This is a genomic window from Limosilactobacillus urinaemulieris, from assembly GCF_932750685.1.
Lineage (GTDB): Bacteria > Bacillota > Bacilli > Lactobacillales > Lactobacillaceae > Limosilactobacillus > Limosilactobacillus urinaemulieris.
On the sequence record NZ_CAKOBX010000004.1, the window covers coordinates 73,456 to 91,037 of the forward strand.

General features: G+C 41.5%; 15 protein-coding genes. 10 read left to right on the top strand and 5 right to left on the bottom strand.

From position 1 onward, the window contains the following. Window positions 1-266 precede the first annotated feature (266 nt). Together MR181_RS04050 and MR181_RS04055 are read right to left on the bottom strand one after the other, a co-directional pair. Window positions 267-944, bottom strand: coding sequence for an ion transporter (locus tag MR181_RS04050; RefSeq protein WP_242335415.1), 678 nt, complete (start codon window positions 942-944; stop codon window positions 267-269). A 57-nt stretch (window positions 945-1,001) separates the two neighbouring features. Beyond that, complete coding sequence (locus MR181_RS04055) at window positions 1,002-1,979, bottom strand: polyprenyl synthetase family protein (protein WP_242335167.1); 978 nt, start codon at window positions 1,977-1,979, stop codon at window positions 1,002-1,004. Window positions 1,980-2,052: 73 nt separating this feature from the next. Between MR181_RS04055 and MR181_RS04060 the strand changes: the two genes are divergently transcribed. Beyond that, on the top strand, window positions 2,053-2,952 hold the full coding sequence (locus tag MR181_RS04060) for a prenyltransferase (RefSeq protein ID WP_242335418.1): 900 nt from the start codon (window positions 2,053-2,055) through the stop codon (window positions 2,950-2,952). Window positions 2,953-3,176: 224 nt separating this feature from the next. Here the strand turns inward: MR181_RS04060 and ubiE are convergent, their stop codons facing one another. The 3 genes from ubiE to MR181_RS04075 all read right to left on the bottom strand — a co-directional run bounded on the left by ubiE (window position 3,177) and on the right by MR181_RS04075 (window position 6,581). Further along, window positions 3,177-3,881, bottom strand: coding sequence for a bifunctional demethylmenaquinone methyltransferase/2-methoxy-6-polyprenyl-1,4-benzoquinol methylase UbiE (gene ubiE, locus MR181_RS04065; RefSeq protein WP_242335170.1), 705 nt, complete (start codon window positions 3,879-3,881; stop codon window positions 3,177-3,179). 1 nt (window position 3,882) lies between these two features. Further along, window positions 3,883-5,106 carry an MFS transporter gene (locus MR181_RS04070; RefSeq protein WP_242335173.1) on the bottom strand — a complete coding sequence of 408 codons (1,224 nt, stop codon included), beginning with the start codon at window positions 5,104-5,106 and terminating at the stop codon, window positions 3,883-3,885. 62 nt (window positions 5,107-5,168) lie between these two features. Further along, window positions 5,169-6,581 (bottom strand): MFS transporter, encoded by a 1,413-nt coding sequence (locus MR181_RS04075; protein ID WP_242335176.1) that lies wholly within the window; start codon window positions 6,579-6,581, stop codon window positions 5,169-5,171. 88 nt (window positions 6,582-6,669) lie between these two features. Here MR181_RS04075 and MR181_RS04080 point away from each other — a divergent pair, with 88 nt between their 5' ends. The 9 genes from MR181_RS04080 to asp2 all read left to right on the top strand — a co-directional run bounded on the left by MR181_RS04080 (window position 6,670) and on the right by asp2 (window position 17,578). Continuing rightward, window positions 6,670-7,524, top strand: coding sequence for a metallophosphoesterase family protein (locus tag MR181_RS04080; RefSeq protein WP_242335179.1), 855 nt, complete (start codon window positions 6,670-6,672; stop codon window positions 7,522-7,524). A gap of 266 nt (window positions 7,525-7,790) precedes the next feature. Continuing rightward, the gene (gene rpsN, locus MR181_RS04085) at window positions 7,791-8,060 is read left to right on the top strand and encodes a 30S ribosomal protein S14 (protein WP_102169229.1); all 270 of its coding nucleotides are present in this window, start codon (window positions 7,791-7,793) and stop codon (window positions 8,058-8,060) included. A 729-nt stretch (window positions 8,061-8,789) separates the two neighbouring features. After that, window positions 8,790-9,353, top strand: a complete 564-nt coding sequence (gene ahpC / locus MR181_RS04090; protein ID WP_040531529.1) for an alkyl hydroperoxide reductase subunit C — start codon at window positions 8,790-8,792, stop codon at window positions 9,351-9,353. Window positions 9,354-9,372: 19 nt separating this feature from the next. After that, on the top strand, window positions 9,373-11,037 hold the full coding sequence (locus MR181_RS04095; RefSeq protein ID WP_242335182.1) for an FAD-dependent oxidoreductase: 1,665 nt from the start codon (window positions 9,373-9,375) through the stop codon (window positions 11,035-11,037). A gap of 143 nt (window positions 11,038-11,180) precedes the next feature. Beyond that, a complete protein-coding gene (locus MR181_RS04100) occupies window positions 11,181-12,209 on the top strand; it encodes a glycosyltransferase (RefSeq protein WP_242335185.1) in 1,029 nt (342 codons plus the stop codon). A gap of 16 nt (window positions 12,210-12,225) precedes the next feature. Next, window positions 12,226-13,107: a glycosyltransferase family 2 protein gene (locus tag MR181_RS04105; RefSeq protein ID WP_242335188.1), complete on the top strand. Its 882-nt coding sequence runs from the start codon at window positions 12,226-12,228 to the stop codon at window positions 13,105-13,107. Window positions 13,108-13,338: 231 nt separating this feature from the next. Next, window positions 13,339-14,532, top strand: coding sequence for an accessory Sec system protein translocase subunit SecY2 (gene secY2 / locus MR181_RS04110; RefSeq protein ID WP_242335191.1), 1,194 nt, complete (start codon window positions 13,339-13,341; stop codon window positions 14,530-14,532). Window positions 14,533-14,534: 2 nt separating this feature from the next. Beyond that, on the top strand, window positions 14,535-16,055 hold the full coding sequence (gene asp1, locus MR181_RS04115) for an accessory Sec system protein Asp1 (protein ID WP_242335194.1): 1,521 nt from the start codon (window positions 14,535-14,537) through the stop codon (window positions 16,053-16,055). An 11-nt stretch (window positions 16,056-16,066) separates the two neighbouring features. Then, window positions 16,067-17,578, top strand: coding sequence for an accessory Sec system protein Asp2 (asp2, locus tag MR181_RS04120; protein WP_242335197.1), 1,512 nt, complete (start codon window positions 16,067-16,069; stop codon window positions 17,576-17,578). Window positions 17,579-17,582: the final 4 nt, after the last annotated feature.

Below are 17,582 nucleotides of genomic sequence, written 5' to 3' on the forward strand. Positions count from 1 at the left end.
GTAAAACAGTTAGTTAACAACTATGATCCGAATCACTATGGTTAATGTAGCATAGGTTTATTGTGCTTGCAAACGCTTACAAGTAAAGAAACTCTCATTTTATAAACGTAAAATTTTACTAAAAGAGAAACTAGTGAATTGGTAAGCAATTGATCAATTCCAGTTTTATGATAACCGGTTAACATAAAGAATAATATTGGTCTAAATGTATATATGCAAAATAATTCTAAGAAAAAATAATTAAAAAAATGATCAGTTGATGCTGATCATTTAGTAAGGTGATTCAAGTGTTCATTTAACTCTTGCAATTCTTTGCGTAATTCTCGGTTTTCTCTTTCAATCTGGTCTAATTTATCTTGAATTTGATTATTATCTTCTTGGGAGAAATAATCGGTAATTGTACTGGTAATAACCCCGATTAACCCAATTCCCACGAGCATTAATAGGACACCAGCAATGCGGCCGATCGTGGTGGTGGGCGAAATGTCACCATAACCAACTGTTGAAGCCGTAGTGATTGCCCACCAAAGAGCGGTGGAAAAATGAGTGCCCTCAGAGATGCTGTACATCGAAGCAGAGATCAAAAGAACCGCGCAAGTTACATAAAGGTAGTACAGCAGACCATCCTTTTCGATAAACCGGTTTAACCGCCCAGTTAACCCAATAAGACGAACGATTCGTAAGAAGGTGAAGACTCGACTAACCCGATTCCACCGGAAGATCCATGCAAGGCCATTAACGGGGATAATTGAAAGCAGGTCAAAAATATTATGTTTGAAGAACTTCTTCTTATCCTTTGCAAGATAAAACCGGGTAAAGTAATCAATTGTAAAAATAACCAGGATCCCGTTATTCACTGCCTTAAAAGGTTCATTATTGATATTAAGCTCATGGGCAAAGTCAAATGCGATTAATAGAACCGAAACAACCGCTAATAGGGCCATGGTAAGAAGATATAAAATGTATACTTGACGTTTCAATTTGGCTTAACTTCCTTATTCTTACATTGAGCGGTTCAAGAGTTGGATGGTTACTTTTTTAAGAAGTTTCTGAGTAGGGCTTGTTGGTAATTCATCAATTAATTGTAATGATTTATTAGTAAACTTACCAGCCAATTCATGAGCTTGCTTAACACCGCCATACTGGTTAACTAATTGTTGAACTTTTTGAGTATCTTCGACTGTCATTTCCTGTTTCTTGGCGAGATACGGGTTAAGTTCTTCATGGTGCTCTTTTAAGACCAGGAGAAGCGGCAGGGAATAAACACCAGTAGCGAGGTCTTCAAGAATTGGCTTATTCAATTTTTTGTTGGTAGTATAGTCCAACATATCATCCAGAATTTGGAAAGTAATCCCGATATTTTGCCCGATATGTTTGGCAAGGTGAACGGTTTTAGCATCGGCACCACCGAAATAAGCTCCTTCTTGAGCGGCCAGGCTAAAAAGAGTAGCTGTTTTACCGTTAATATTCCGATAATATTCAAGAAGTGATTGCTGACGATAGCGTTGATTCATTTGACCTAGCTCTCCAGCGAGAATTTTACGCATTGCTAGAGCATTTGTTGCTAGGTACGGTGAACTCTCCATGGTTTCAACCAATAAATCGAAAAAAACGGTAAATAGTAAATCGCCACTGTATACTGCTGTGTCCTTGCCAAAAGCTTTTTGAATGCTTGGCGCTCCTCGTCGTTCAGGGGAGTCATCAATCACATCGTCATGAATCAGAGTTGCCATGTGGAGAATTTCTAATGAGGAAGCAATTTTGATTAGCTTAGAACTGTTCCAACTATCCTTGCCGCCTAATCGGGCAAAGGTTAGGCAGAAAGCAGGGCGGAGATACTTACCGCCCTTTGAAGCCATTTGTTTCAGTGCTACTTGTAAATCACTATTATTAACGGTTATCCGCTGATTAATCAGGTGATTGACTTCCTGAAGTGCGTTATTAAGCTGTGGGTCACTACGGAAATAATGTTTGTCCATTGAATGATAATTCCTTTGTATTGGTGTACTATCATATTGTAACAATATTTTTAAATGAATGGGAAGTATGAATGTGTCATTAGATGTCTTTTTAGAGTTAGTTGAGATTAAAGCCAAAACTGCTAGTATCCTCCCGATGCTTCTCGGGGTCTGCATGAGTGTTTATTATTACCACTCGTTTAACCTCATTAACTCAATTCTCTTTTTTATTGCAATGCTCCTCTTTAATATGGCCGTTGATATGATGGATAATTATAATGATTATAATCATGCGGTTGATACTGAGGATTACAAGAAAAATACCAATATTATTGGTCGGGAAAAGATTTCTCCCAAACTTGTCTTAGCCTTGATTCTTCTTTTTAGCATTGTTGCTGCTGGAATGGGGATTTACCTTGTTACCCGGGTTGGATTGCCACTGCTTTGGATGGGAATCTTTTGTTTTGCTGTAGGAATTTTGTATTCGTCAGGACCATTCCCGATGAACGGGTTACCGGTTGGTGAATTCTTTTCTGGCTTTACGATGGGCTTTATGATTATGCTGATTTCGGTTTATATTAATAAAACTGGTAACTTTGATTGGAGCTGGACTAACTTAATCAAGATTTGGCTAGTGGCCTTACCATGTGAATTGTGGATTTCAAACCTGATGCTTGCTAATAATATTTGTGATGCTCAAGAAGATGAAGATAATCACCGTCACACCATTATCCATTTTATTGGTGTTCAGCAGGGGCTAAATAGTTTTACTACTAAAAATGTGATTGCCTTTTTAGCAATTATTACCGCTGTCATGGCACGCCTAGCCCCTTGGACAATGCTGCTTACCTTATTGATTATTCCGTTTGTTATCAAACAAACCAAGCTTCTGTATCATGAACAAGTCAAAAAGCGTACCTTCCCCTGTGCCGTTAAAATTCTCCTCGTCGGCTCCCTCGCCCAAGTAATAACATATGGGGTGGGGGTGTTGTAGAGTTAGAGTGCGAGCCCGTTAAAACCTTCCGGTGGCTAACGATTTCTCCGACGAACGGCGTCTTGCCGTCGGAGTCGGAGGTCGTTAGCTCGAGGAAGGTTAGGGCAAGCAGATCTTGACTATGTTGCCTAGAACCGTTAGACGGAGGTGGCGGTTGTGACGAGCACATTTCCACTCAGCTGCATTAGAAAGCCGGAAAAAATTATTTTTCCGGCTTTCTTTATTTATTCTTTAATCCCAAAGTGAATCGCTGCAGCGCCAAAATTAAGTGATGAATAGTTGACGGCTTTAAATCCGGCATCAGCCATCATTCTGGCTAATTGATCAGCGGAAACGAATTGCTGACTTGTCTTTTTAAGGTATTGGTAATCTTTGACGTGGCCGCCAGCAAGTTTGGCTAAGTAAGGGAACGCTTTAAAGTAAGCTTCCCAGCCAACCCTAATCAGCGAATTTGTCGGCTGGGACATTTCAAGGACACCTAATTGCCCGCCAGGTTTCAGTACCCGATAAATTTCGCTTAATGCTTTATCGGCATCTGGAACGTTCCGTAGGCCAAAACCAATTGTAACAATATCAAATGATTCGTTTGCTAACGGTAGGGCCATTGCATCCCCATTAATCAAGATAAGATTTGGAATCGTCTTAGCTTTTTGTTCGGCAATTTTTAACATTGCGGCATTAAAGTCAACCCCGGTAACACGTCCTTGTGGTAGCCGGTTAGCCAGGGCAATTGCTAAATCTCCGGTTCCACAGCAAACATCAAGGGCCGTGATTCCTGGCTTGAATTCTAAGCCGGCTAAAAGCTTTTTTCGCCAGAGCTTTTGTGTCCCAAGACTAATAATATTGTTAAGTTTGTCATAATTGGGAGCAACTCTGGTAAACATTTCATTAACTTCAGATTCGTTTTTGAGGTGATTTGTTTTTGTCATACTAATAACCTTTCTTGTTAGTAGCTGGTTTCTTTGGTTGCACTAATACAATCAAGATAAAATTAATTAACAGTGTTAGTCCGGTAATCGCAAAGACCATCGGGTATGAGGAAAGTCCAGAGATGATCGATCCCAGAAGTGAACCAAAAACGGCTCCACCAGCTTGGAACGACTGATTAATGCTAAAGACCCGACCAAAGGCTTCCGTTGGTACATTCAGTGTCAAGACAGTCTGGGCAGCGGGCATTAATGCTGCGTTGGCTAAACCAAGAAGGAAGCGCCAAAAAGCTAGCGACCATGGTGAATGGGTAAAGGTCATTGGGACGAACAGAATAAAGGCAGTGATTAATCCGATTCGTAAGACTTTTTCTGGACCGATTTCGTCCATTGTGTGACCAACTTTTGAGGCAGCGATAAGGGTTCCCAATCCCGGTGTTGCAGCAACAATCCCAGCGACAAAGGCAATGTTGCCATGGTTATGCATTAATTGACGGACGTACAAACTAATAATTGGGCTAATTGACATTGACGATGCCATAACGATAAGTGTCGTTAGGAAAGTAACGAAAATTAGCTTGCGGTTAGGAATTTCAGCCATCACTTCCTTGATTGGCCGCATCTTTTCTTTCTTAATCGGCTTGAAATGTCGTTCCTTAACTAGGAATGTCGTGCTTAGGAAGACACAGAACATCAAAAAACCAGTAATGAAGAAGGGAACCCGGTAGCCGAATGCTCCTGAAAGAACCCCACCAAGTAGCGGTCCAACAAGATTTCCGGCAATCCCGGCGGTTGAAATTGCTGACATTGCCCAACCAGACTTGCTGTGGGGAGTTTCTCCAGCAATTAAGGCCGCAGCGTTATTGATGTACCCAGAGAAGGCTCCCTGTAAAAAGCGCATTCCAATAATCATCCATGCTGACTGTGAAAGTCCAGTGATAAAGATTGTACAAGCCATTACACCGGAGGCCCGCATACACATTAATTTACGTCCTTTTTGGTCGGCCAAACTGCCCCAAAGCGGGGAAACGATTGCTTGACTAACAAAGGTGGCCCCAAATGCTAATCCTGAGTAGAAATTTAGTTGGAATTTTGAAAAGTTACCAAGCTCATTAATAAATAGTGAAACGAATGGCATCGTCATTGAGAATCCCATCCCGGTTATAAAACAGCCAATCCATAGTGAATAGAATGTTTTGCGCCACAGGGGAGATAGCTCAGAATCCATATAGATATTTGCTCCTTTTTAATTGTAGTAACTACGAGTATAGCAAGTTCACGGGAAAGAAGCTAATTTTGTTCAGCCTTCTTGATTCGTAAATAATGGTAGAAACTAAGAATCATGAGAATAACCATGATGACAGTTGCCCACATTCCATAGCGGATCCCGGTTACTAATGAGGCCGGTGTGTTGGCAATAACCACACAGAGGGTAACTGAAACAGCCCCGAAAACTTGTCGAAGAGTATTGTTTAGCGCTGTACCGTGGCTATTTTCCTCCTGGTTCAGGTTAGAAAAAGCTTCTGAAAGGGCCGGGCTAAAGACAAAGGCATTTCCAATCATTCGGAGCATGTAGGTCAGGGTAAGGAGGGTAATGGATGAATGGCGGCTAACAAGCACCAACGGAATCGATGCAACCAGCATAATGACTGCCCCAATCGTAATCAGCCATTTTGGACCATATTGATCATAGAGTCGACCAACAATTGATGCAGTAATGGCATTAGCAATCGCTCCTGGAAGAAGAATTAATCCAGAGAGGAAGCTACCCATTCCGATGATCTTTTCTGTATAAATTGGAATTAACTGCTCGGTTCCTAAAAGAACCATAAAGGTAAACACGCCGACAATCGTCATCCAGCGAAAAGATGGATAAGCAAAAATTTGAACTTTAAGCATTGGATTCTTTAAGTGAAGCTGCCGTTTGACAAAGCCCCAAATAATAATGAAACCGCTGATTAACATTACCAGGCCATCCCAGAAATTGATCTGGAAGACGGTTAAACTCCCGAGGGCTAATCCAGAACCAACTAACGAGATGATAACAGAGATGTAATCGATCTTGATCGGTCGTGGAGTGGAGAAGTTAGGCAATTTAAAATAACCGATAATAAAGGCCGAAATCATTAGTGGCAGGACAAGGATGAATAACCAGCGCCATGAAAGAAACTCAAGAATTAATCCAGAAATTGTAGGACCGAGGGCTGGAGCGGCAGAAATGACAAGGCTTGAAAGACCAAGAATTGATCCGCGCTTTTCAATTGGATAAATTGAAATCATTGTTGTCATTTGAAAGGTCATTAGCATCCCGCTGGCACATGCTTGGATCAACCGAGCAATTAAAAGGCTTGTAAAATTACTGGCAAAACAGCCTACTAGTGTCCCGACAAGGAAGGTTCCAATAATTCCGATAAAGACATGCCGGTTAGTGAACTTTTCGTACATGTTTGATGAGAGCGGGGTCACAATCCCGATAATCAGGGTGTAGCCGGTTGTCAACCATTGAACGGCATTTAATGAGACGTGAAGATCTTCTTGAATAACGGGAAGAGCTGTTACCATCATTGTTTGACTTGCTAAACTAATAAAACAAGAGCCGAGCAGTACAACCGTAATAATTTTCCGGACCTGTGGGCTTACTTCTCCATTTTGATTCACACTATTACTCCTTTGCTTTTTGAGGTTACTAAAATAGTTTACCATGGAGTGTCAAATCAATTGCTGCTTCTTTAACGGATTCTTTGGTACAATTATCGGTGAAGTGTAATTTGTAGGAGAAGGAGCGGACTTAATGAAAACGAGGATTGCAGTTTTTTCAGATGTTCATGGGAACCTGAGTGCAATGCGTGCAATGTACCGTGATAGCCGTCAACAGCACGTTGATCAGTATTGGTTTGTGGGCGATCTGTTGATGCCAGGACCAAGTGTTAGTGAAATCTGGCAGTTGCTTAAAATCATTAATCCAAGTGTAATCGTTCGGGGAAACTGGGACGATTTGGTAGTTAATGGCGTTCGGGGGAAAATAGATGTTAAGTATCCATCTCATATTTACTTTGCTCGGTTAGCCCAGTATGTCGGTCAAAGCGCTCCACGGGGGATGGTCGATGAAATAGCTAACTGGCCTCTCCACGTTACCAAGAAGGTTGGTCCCCTAAATTTCGGTATTTCCCATAATCTACCGTGGTTAAATATGGGCCAGGATCTTTTTCCAACTCAATCAACTAAGAATTTCGATCAAGTGTTTACCCCAGCTAATCCACCAATTGATGTTGCAATCTATGCCCATGTCCACCATGAGATTATGCGGTATGCAAGCGACGAACGAATTGTTATGAATCCCGGGGCTGTTGGTGAACCATTTAATGGCTGGGATAAGCTGCACCGCGATATGCGGGCCCACTACTTAGTAATTGAGGTTGATGATCTCGGGATGGCATCCGTTAACTTCCGCCATGTTGGTTATGATCGAAAGGCGGAGCAGGCAATTGCTGATCAGTCTGCCGTTCCCTATGTTGAACTGTACGATCTGATGATGCATACCGGAAGGGCGTATACTCATGATCCCGAAAAATTAACTCGGCTGAATCAAAAGTACGGTTATGCTGCTCAGTATTTAGACTACTGTAAACGGCTTGGTCAAAATTAGTCAGACATTTTTCTTGTAAGTCTTACAAAAAGTTAGTATAATAATACTTAATGAATTGTTCGCAAATGTTGATTAATGACGCGGGGTCTCATTATCGCCACAAGTTAATGAGATCACGTTATGCTGTTACAGTCGCTTGGAAATACTAGCTAAACTAATCGGAAAAATTAATACGGGTCTTAACCATTAGTTTGTTAATATTTCGTTCGTTTTGTTATTAATAGCTTATTTACAAATAATATGAATACAAAGGAGATCTTTAATTTATGGCAAAAAAGTCAAAAATTGCTAAGTTGAAGCACCAAGAAGCATTGGTAAAGAAGTATGCTGAAAAGCGGAAGCAATTGAAGGCACAAGGAGACTACATCGCCTTGTCCAAGTTACCACGTAATTCAAGTGCCGTTCGTTTGCACAACCGTGACCGTTACGATGGTCGTCCTCACGCTTACATGCGTAAATTCGGCATGTCTCGATTAACTTTCCGTGAACTTGCCCACAAAGGTCAAATTCCTGGTGTTAAAAAGGCTAGTTGGTAGTAGAAACAGAGTGCGAGCCCGTTAAAACCTTCCGGTGGCTAACGATTTCTCCGACGAACGACGTTTTGTCGTCGGAGTCGGAGGTCGTTAGCTCGAGGAAGGTTAGGGCGAGCACATTTCTACTTAGCTGCATTAGAAAGTCGTAGGTTGCTGGTCCTAGCAAGTTCCTGGCGAGCACATTTCGACTCAGTTACCTAGTCTGTTAGCTCGAGGAAGGTTAGGGCGAAGGAGTGAACCAGAAAACTTGTTTTCGTCTGTGAACCCTTGCAAGTCTGATTAGACTTCTTGCTATCAATCTGTTGATGAAAGAAGTCAATCAGCTACTGCGCATAGGCCGACTCAGTTGCCTAGCCCGCGACCACTATTATCCAACTAAACCATTGTTAACATGATCACGATCATGTGCTATACTATTGTCTGTAATAGTTAAGTAAATAAGAATTTAATTTAGATAGAGAGTATGGTATAACCTCTTAAACCAGCAAATTTACTGGTTTAAGAGGTTTATCTATATTATTAGGTAACCATTGCGAGGGAGCGTGACAGAAGCCATTTATGTACTGCGCTGTTCGTGTTTTATCTAAGTAATAGGACTTATGCCACAACCCCTTTTTTATTTTTAAAATATTTGATTTAAAATAATTCTAATTTAGCCTTGATCTTAATTGGAAATTAGTTATACTTAAGATGTAGTTAAGAATGATTCTAAATTAAGGAGAGGTTATTATGATGAATTTTATTGGTCACGAAATTGATGATTTTAAGGTAAATGCATACCAAGACGGCAAGACCAAGGAAGTTACTAAGAATGATGTTTTGGGTAAGTGGAGTATCTTCTTTTTCTACCCAGCTGACTTCTCATTTGTTTGCCCAACAGAACTTGAAGCTCTCCAAGATAAGTATGATGACTTTAAGAAGGCTGATGCAGATATTTACTCAGTTTCAGAGGATACTGAATTCGTCCACAAAGCATGGGCTGAAGCTTCAGAAAAGATTGGCAAGATTAAGTACAATATGTTAGCTGATCCTGCTGGTAAGCTTGCCCGGATGTTTGATGTTTTGGATGAAGACGCTGGCCAAGCCTACCGTGGTGTCTTCATCGTTGATCCTGATGGCAAGATTCAATCTTACACAATTAACAACATGGGAATTGGTCGTAGCGCTGATGAAATTCTGCGGACACTTCAAGCTGCTCAATTTGTTCGTGAACATGGTGATCGTGTTTGCCCTGCAAACTGGAAGCCAGGTCAAGACTCAATTAAGCCAAGCTTGGACCTTGTTGGTAAGCTTTAATTTATAGGAGGAAACACCGATGAGTGAGCATATCTATGATTTGATCATCGTTGGTGCCGGTCCAGCTGGATTGACAGCTGGTCTTTATGCTGGTCGGGCAACCCTTGATACGCTAATCCTTGAGGGAAACAGTGTTGGCGGTCAAGTAACGACGACATCCGTTGTTTATAACTATCCCGGGGTAGCAGAAGTTGACGGCACTGAATTGATGAATAAAATGCAAAAGCAGGTTGCGGATTTCGGTGTTGAAATCAAACACGCTGAAGTTACCAAGTACGATAATTTAACTGCTGACGTTAAAACCGTAACTGATACTAATGGGCAGCAGTACCTGGCACGGAGCATTATCATTTCTGGCGGGGCTAACCCAAGAAAGGTTGGTTTCCCTGGTGAAGAAAAGTTCCGTGGCCGGGGCGTTGCCTACTGTTCAACTTGTGATGGTGAGCTGTTCACCGGTTTGCAAATCTTCGTTGTTGGTGGTGGCTATGCTGCCGCAGAAGAAGCTGACTACCTAAGTCGTTATGGAAAGCACGTTACCGTTTTAGTTCGGGGCGATCACTTTACCTGTCCGCCGCTGATCGCATCTCGGGCATTGGATAATCCAAAGGTTAGCGTTAAGTACAACACTGAGGTAGAAAGTGTTTCTGGTGATGATTACTTAACCGAAGCCATCCTGGTTAATAATAAGACCGGTGAAAAAACAACTTACCACCTTAATGATGGTGACCAAACCTTTGGTGTCTTTATTTACATTGGGACCCAACCGGCAACAAAGAACCTTGAAGGAGTCATTAAGCTTAATCAGCAAGGCTATATTATTACTGATAGTCAACGGCAGACAAACATTCCAGGAGTCTTTGCTGCTGGCGATATTATTGAAAAGTCGCTTCGGCAAATAGTAACGGCTACTGCTGACGGTGCCGAAGCTGCCACGGCTGCTGAAAAGTATATTGCTGATCAAAAACAACGACTTGGAATTCCAATCCATGCAGAAATTAAACAGCCAACCAAAACGGTCGGTCAAACCTCTTCTCTTGATAATGAAGAGGAAGTTACACCGCATGCTGGCAATTGGTTATCTGCAGATATTGATCAGCAATTGAAGCCAATCCTTGCTCGTTTGACAAAGACCGTTACTTTACAAGTCTTAGCTAACGGAACGTCATTAAGTGACCAGTTGCTTGGCTTTGTAACGGAATTTGCTAGTTTGGATGAGCAACATATGAAGGTCGAGAAGCAAGCTGCTCCGCAAGATGTTAAGTACTTGCCACAATTACGGTTGCTTGATGCTAATGGTAATGATACTGGACTTCACTATGCAGGAATTCCGACAGGTCATGAGTTAAATTCACTTGTTTTAGGCATCTATAATGTTGCGGGACCTGGACAGACGATTTCACCGGAAATGGTTGAACGGATTAAAGCACTTCCTGAAGCAACCATTAAGATTGGTGTTTCACTAACCTGTCACTTCTGCCCTGATGTTGTCGCTGCTTGCCAACGGATGGCTGCATTAAATCCAAAGATTACGGCAACGATGATTGACTTACAACACTTCCCAGAATTGCGGAAAACTAAGAACATCATGAGTGTCCCTGCAACAATGATTAATGATGGACCTGTCATTTTTGGTAGTCAGACAATGGATCAGCTTGTTACGGCTGTTGAGAACACTCGTCCTTAAATTTTGCAGAATAGTCATTTCATTTTATACTAGATAATGATTGAATCTGTATCAGAATAAAGCTCCACGCATTTAGCTTTAAAATGCTGGAGCTTTTTTTATAAAAATGATTAAGTTTGCTATAATTGGATTTAGAAAGAAGGATGGATAATTTGAGAGTACACATTACCAACACGCACCATATGATTGGGGTTGCCAGACTGGCCCAGAATATGGTAACGGACATTGCGACGAGAGAACTCGGCTTTCGTGAAATTGGTGTTTTTCAGTATCAAGACAAAAACGAGAGCAAGCGTTCATTAATTTCTCGCTTTGATGGAATGTTAGCGGGAGTCGAAATGGGTGATGTGATCGTTTTTCAATCGCCATCCTGGAACTCAGTTGAATGGGATACAGCGCTTATTGAACGAACCATGATTTATGATGGGTTAAAACGGATTATTTTCATCCATGATGTGATTCCGTTAATGTGGAAGAGCAATCGGTACTTGTTGGACAAATGGATTAAGTATTACAACATGGCTGATGTGATCATTGCTCCATCCCAATCCATGGTTGAACTTTTACGTCAGCATGGCTTAACTGTTAAGAAAGTTGTTATCCAAAAAATGTGGGACCATATGGTTGACAATGAGCTGGGGAAGGAAAAGCCTCATTATGCTCCAATTATTAACTTTGCTGGTGATCCAACTAATCCAGATAAATTTGGTTTTGGTGGAACCTGGTTTAATCCAGACGTTAAGCTTCGAGTCTTTACATCGCCAAAAGACTGGGGAGTCGGTCGTAATATTGAATTTGTTGGCAGCATGCCAGATATCGCCTTATTAGATAATATTCGCCGGACGGGTGGCTTTGGTCTGATTTGGTCTGGCGATCCATACTGGCTTGAATATATGAAGCATAATTGTTCATTTAAGCTGTCAACTTATTTGGCTGCTGGGTTGCCAGTCATTGTCAATAGCGGGACCCCAGCTCGTGACATTATTGAGAAAAAGAACTTGGGAATTATTGCTGATTCACTCCCTGAAGCAATTGAACAGGTTCAAACAATGACGACCGCGGAGTACGATCAAATGGTTGACTCAATTGATGATTTTGCAAAGCTAATTCGTGGAGGTTACTTTGTAAAACGAGCATTGACTGAAGCGGTTTTTAAGGCTTTTTATGATTAGTAATGCTGGGTAAATAATGATGAGAGAAGATCAAATATCAGTTATTGTTTCAGTCTATAACACTGAACAGTATTTAGATCAATGTATTCAAAGTATATTGAAACAAACGTATCAGAACCTTGAACTAATTTTGATCGATGATGGGTCAACGGATCGCTCACTTGCAATTTGCACTCATTATCAGGAACTGGATTCACGAGTTCGGGTATTCCATCAGTCAAATCAAGGTGTTAGCAAGGCGCGGAATTATGGAATGGATGTTGCTACTGGGGATTTCATTACCTTTGTGGATAGTGATGACTACATAATGCCTAATTATTTAGAAGAGTTATTTGCGGCCTTGAAATCAACTGGAAGCCAGATCGCAATAAGTGACTTTCAGTATTATAAGGGGAATGGTCACTTACTTGTGCATATGCCAGAGCATAAGGTTAGTCGGCATACCTTCACCCCACGAGAATGGTTTGACTTTGCTTATACTAATAGGGATGACTTTTTTCAATTAATTTATACTGTTCTCTGGGGAAAACTCTTTCGCCAAGAAGTTCTCAAACAGATCTTTTGCCCAGAAGATACCCAAATTGATGATGAATTTACAACCTGGAAAACGTACCTCCAGGCTAGCAAAATTGTTTACTTAGATGATGAGGATTATATTTATCGCCTTAATCAAGAGGGTCTTTCGCATCGCAGAAACCAAGAAGACATTCGGCCATTACGGAGCTTGGAGGAGGAAATTGCTTTTCTTCATATCTTAGGGTACGATCCGCGGATCCTAGAGGAAATTTATATTAAACGGTTAAAGAGATGCCGAAAAGCATACTTGAATGCCGGAATGTACCATGAGTACCAAGACGTTGATTTTAAATTAAGAATGATCGCAAAATCTAAGTTGTGACATTATTAGCTTTAAATAGCAGAGAGGTTGGAGTCAATCCCTAACCTCTTTTAGTTTGTCATGAATTTCGTTTATATGGTAATAAGTGTTTTATTTATGATCTATTTGCATTAAAATTAAGATGTTAGCAAGATTTAGTGGTCAAATTTTAATTATTTGTTGGGGAAAGTTTGCAAAGAACAAAACCACTATTTCCGTATTTCTAGAAATATATTTGAAAGCGTGTGAAAAATGCGAAAAACATCTCAGTTGTCTAATTTGCGTCGTCGGGTTGCGGTGACGTTGCTTACATTACTGGTTTACATGCTCGGATCGTCAATCCCAGTTCCGTTTGCACGGTTTACCAAGTCGTTTCATCATTTGTTAAACAATACGCCGTTGAGCGTTGTTAGTTTCATGAGTGGGGCTAACTTCCAAAAGCTATCGCTGTTCATGATCGGACTAAACCCACTGATGATTGCAATGTTGATTATGCAGCTTTTAATGATGATGAAGCTCTTCAGTCTGGATTCCTTATCAATGCGTCAGATGATGGTGGTTCAACAGTTTGTGACCTTAATTTTAACGTTAATTCAGGCCGTTACCCTGGTCATTGGTCTTCACCTGACTTCAGATATTCTGCAAGCGATTGCCGTAATAATTATTTTAACTGCTGGTAGTTTGTTTGTTGTCTGGATGGGGTACATGAACATGGAATTTGGTATTGGAGGGACGATCACGATCGTTCTTTTTAACATGGTTACGATGTCGTTACCAAACCTTAAAAAAGCCGTTCAGGGAATCACTACTTTAGGTCACCCGGCATTCTGGATCGTTGCCCTAATCCTTGTTGGAATTCTCGCAATTGTTTTCTGGAACGCATTTGGTCATGCCTATTACCCGGTTAAGACAATTAATACATCAATGCCAAGCAGTGCCAAACCGATTATTGTACCAATTGGACTTAACTCAGGAGCAATGATGACATACATGATTGGGATGGCTTTATTGATGTTCCCAACAATGATCGGAAGCCTCCTCGGCAGAGATTCGATCTTTGCTAATGTTTACTTTGATGCCATTATTAGTGGATTGTTGGCATTTGGTTTATTCTACTTTTTTGCGTTTATGCAATTTAATCCTAAGGAACAGGCAAAGCAGCTTCGGAACAGCAACAATTATGTTCTCGGAATTCGGCCAGGGAAGCCAACTCAAGAATACTTGAAGCAAAAACTTTTACGGGTCTCATTCTGGGGAGCACTTCTGAACGCTATTCAATTGACCCTCGGATTACTCGGTAACCAGCTTTTGGGGAAATTTGCTGGTTTTGCTGTTATCCCAATGAATATTGTTATGTTGGTTATGTTTATGACCGGAATTAAGGATCAACTGTTGACCTTGCTGTTCCCAAGTCGTTACGAGAAGTTAATGAAGAAAGAGGGATAATCTTGGATTACTTAGTACCAGCTTGGCATGAATTGATGGAGGACTGGGCGACAACTGTCCCAAAGATTGCCTTTGACGATGCAACGAGTCACATGCAGTTGTTACAAAATACCCAGAATAAAGCAGGACTAGTAATAACTGATTACCAGCCCCAGCTAATGACTAAACTAAACGAGATGGCATTAGCACCTTCAAAGATCTTTTCTGTGTTTGATTATTTACAGGGGGTTAATCACTTTGCCAGTCGGATTATTGATCTGCATGATCTTAACTGGCCGGATGATACTAGCTTCAACTACACCGCCTTTCGGGTATATGCGATTCGCAAGGATAGGCTTTACGCTAAGGTGGCATTTGATAATCAAGGGAAAATCTTAGCCGTTGAATACTATGATCAGCAGGGACGGATTAACCGTATCCTCGATTTTGATAGTCGCGGTTTTATCTCCCGTGAAAGACGGCTAGACAATCAGCGCCCAGTCCTCCACATCTATTATGATGAGCAGGGGCATTGGCGTTTTAAGCACCACTTGCAAAGTGATGAGGTAGAGATCAATGCTGATTTGCCACGATTTACTAAGCAACTTCAATATTCACGGTTGACCGATTTAGTTTCCGAGATCGTAGAAACCCAATTTCTTGCGCATCTTCATAAAGAAGATAATTTAATCGTAACGATGGACGATCAATCCATGGTTAAAAATGAAACCTTTGCTAAGTTACGGCCGGTTTATTCAGTCAGTGGCTGGCATCCTTTCCAAAAAACGCTTCAAGTATTGCGTGGGGAGGCTAATCAAGGAATCCTTGTTGATTCAGAAGAAACTTCCGCAATGTTAAAGAAGGCATACGTGGTTGCCATCCAGACAGGGGTAATTCCGCTATTTCCATCCCAGTTCAAACTGGGGCACAGTCAGCGGATTAGTCAGCAACGGATCGGTGTCTTTGTGGAAGATGTTGACCCGAACATGCTGCGGCCAATTATCGAACTGGTTTACCAACGCCTTCTCAAGAATCCTAAGGGAGAGGCCTTATACATGTTTGCCTATACTAGCGAAAAAGAGCAGTTAGCAAACCAGATGATTGAAGAACTCAAGGCCGCCCACCCAGGAGAATTTAAGTTAAAGCCAGAAAAGCCAATGTTAAAGCGATCCATTCCCGATGAAGATGATCAAACACCTGAACTAGAAATTCGGGTTCATCGTTGGACGAACAATAATGATGTGATGAGTGCCTTAGACAAGATCCGTCTCGTTATTGATTGGGGAGAACGTCCGGATAGTTTCCTTCAAATGGCAACAATTAACGTTGGGATTCCGCAAATTCGTCAAGTTGGGACGGCCGCCATTGTTGATCGGAAAAATGGCTTTGTTTGTGAGAATATGCTTCAACTGCCAGTAGCTTTAAGTTACTACATGGATAGCTTGAAGAACTGGAATATGGCGCTAACGTATGATGTTCAAATGCTTAACCAGTATTCAGAAGAGAATATGCTAAAGGTTTGGCAACGAGTTACTGCAAAGTGAGGTGAGAGTTAATGAATGTCCTTCAATTAGGGCCAAGTGATTGGTCAGTAAATTACGCGATTCCGAAAGATGTTAAGTGGGAATATAATGCTTATCCTCGGCCGCTAAAAGAGGATAAACCACATCGCTATACGGTTGTTATTGTTACTGGGGCAACCCAGTTGAGTGACGAGGATTGGGCGAAATTACAGTGGTTATCTGATCCTTATACCGTCCTTTATGTTCCGGAAGCTAAGGAACAAATTAGTCTTGCGGGACAAACATATCTCCGCCTCCAGCTAGCCAAGCCAATTGATGAGGAGCCACAAGCACTAATTAACAGCCTGCCTAGTAAGTATTACTTTGGTCAATCGGGGATGCGGATTTCACCACAAAGCCTGATACTAAACGATCAGTATATTCAAGAAATGCAGTTTCACGATGAGGGACACCTGATCCTGAACGTTGATACAGCAGAAGAGTGGCGCTCGTTAGGTAATTACCGGCCCTCACTTTACATTGACCCAAATCGGGTAATTAAGTTTTGGCTTGAGCACCAAAATACTGATGACTTGCATCTTCGTCTGCGAGCCTTTTACAGTCCGCTAGGTGGGGATGGAGATCCCGCTAAGTCATTTATTCTTGATATGGATACCTCGGAGGAACAAGACTTACCGCTTAAGCCGCTTGAAGTTGGTCGGTTAACCAATGTTCAGTTGGAGGCTCGCGGTCAGGGAGTATTGATTCTTGGTAACCTTCACCTTCGCTGGTCGCGACGGGGTGTTGGTCATTATATTGTTGGTGGAGATCGATTAGTTGATCCGCAAACAAGAGAAGAGGTTGGCGTTTACTTTAACCCTGGCGATCTAAAGCCACCGCTGAATGTTTACTTTTCTGGTGCCCGTGAATTGGAAGGGTTTGAAGCTTACCCACTATTCAGGAGTGTCCATGCACCATCCCTCCTGTTTACGGATCCCCGGCTTGAAGTTGGGCAGTTCTATACTGGCGCTAAAATTTCAGAGTTAATCAAGGAAAAGATTATGACCCACTTGAAAGAGCTGGGCTTCACCAAGGATCAGTTAGTGATGAATGGAATTTCAATGGGGACTTATCCGGCATTGAAGTATGGCGCTGAATTGTCTGCCCATGCAATCATCGTTTCGAAGCCGATTACTAACCTGGGTTACGTGGCATTACGTGGGCGTCTTCACCGTCCAGATGAATTTGATACGATTTTTGATATTGATTCACAGCTAACGAAAAAATTAAGCATTGCCGATCTAAACATGATTGACCAAACATTCTGGGAGGACTTTACTGAATGTGATCTGACGAATACGAAGTTATTTATCGCTTACATGAAAGATGATGACTACGATAATTTGGCATATCATGATCTATCAAACAATCGTGCGGTAAAGAAAGCACGACAGTTTATCTATAAGGGCTTCCCTGGACGACACAATGATGATCCAGAAGTTGTTAGTTGGTTTGTCAGTCGACTAAAGGAATTAATGCAAAACGATTTTGGCAGGAAGGGCTAATAAG

Excerpts from the sequence above, each read along its gene's own strand:
- MR181_RS04050 (WP_242335415.1), bottom strand. The coding sequence starts at position 944 with ATGGCCCTATTAGCGGTTGTTTCGGTTCTATTAATCGCATTTGACTTT.
- MR181_RS04055 (WP_242335167.1), bottom strand. The coding sequence starts at position 1,979 with ATGGACAAACATTATTTCCGTAGTGACCCACAGCTTAATAACGCACTT.
- ubiE (WP_242335170.1), bottom strand. The coding sequence starts at position 3,881 with ATGACAAAAACAAATCACCTCAAAAACGAATCTGAAGTTAATGAAATG.
- MR181_RS04070 (WP_242335173.1), bottom strand. The coding sequence starts at position 5,106 with ATGGATTCTGAGCTATCTCCCCTGTGGCGCAAAACATTCTATTCACTA.
- MR181_RS04075 (WP_242335176.1), bottom strand. The coding sequence starts at position 6,581 with ATGGTAAACTATTTTAGTAACCTCAAAAAGCAAAGGAGTAATAGTGTG.
- MR181_RS04080 (WP_242335179.1), top strand. The coding sequence starts at position 6,670 with ATGAAAACGAGGATTGCAGTTTTTTCAGATGTTCATGGGAACCTGAGT.
- rpsN (WP_102169229.1), top strand. The coding sequence starts at position 7,791 with ATGGCAAAAAAGTCAAAAATTGCTAAGTTGAAGCACCAAGAAGCATTG.
- ahpC (WP_040531529.1), top strand. The coding sequence starts at position 8,790 with ATGAATTTTATTGGTCACGAAATTGATGATTTTAAGGTAAATGCATAC.
- MR181_RS04095 (WP_242335182.1), top strand. The coding sequence starts at position 9,373 with ATGAGTGAGCATATCTATGATTTGATCATCGTTGGTGCCGGTCCAGCT.
- MR181_RS04100 (WP_242335185.1), top strand. The coding sequence starts at position 11,181 with ATGGATAATTTGAGAGTACACATTACCAACACGCACCATATGATTGGG.
- MR181_RS04105 (WP_242335188.1), top strand. The coding sequence starts at position 12,226 with ATGATGAGAGAAGATCAAATATCAGTTATTGTTTCAGTCTATAACACT.
- secY2 (WP_242335191.1), top strand. The coding sequence starts at position 13,339 with ATGCGAAAAACATCTCAGTTGTCTAATTTGCGTCGTCGGGTTGCGGTG.
- asp2 (WP_242335197.1), top strand. The coding sequence starts at position 16,067 with ATGAATGTCCTTCAATTAGGGCCAAGTGATTGGTCAGTAAATTACGCG.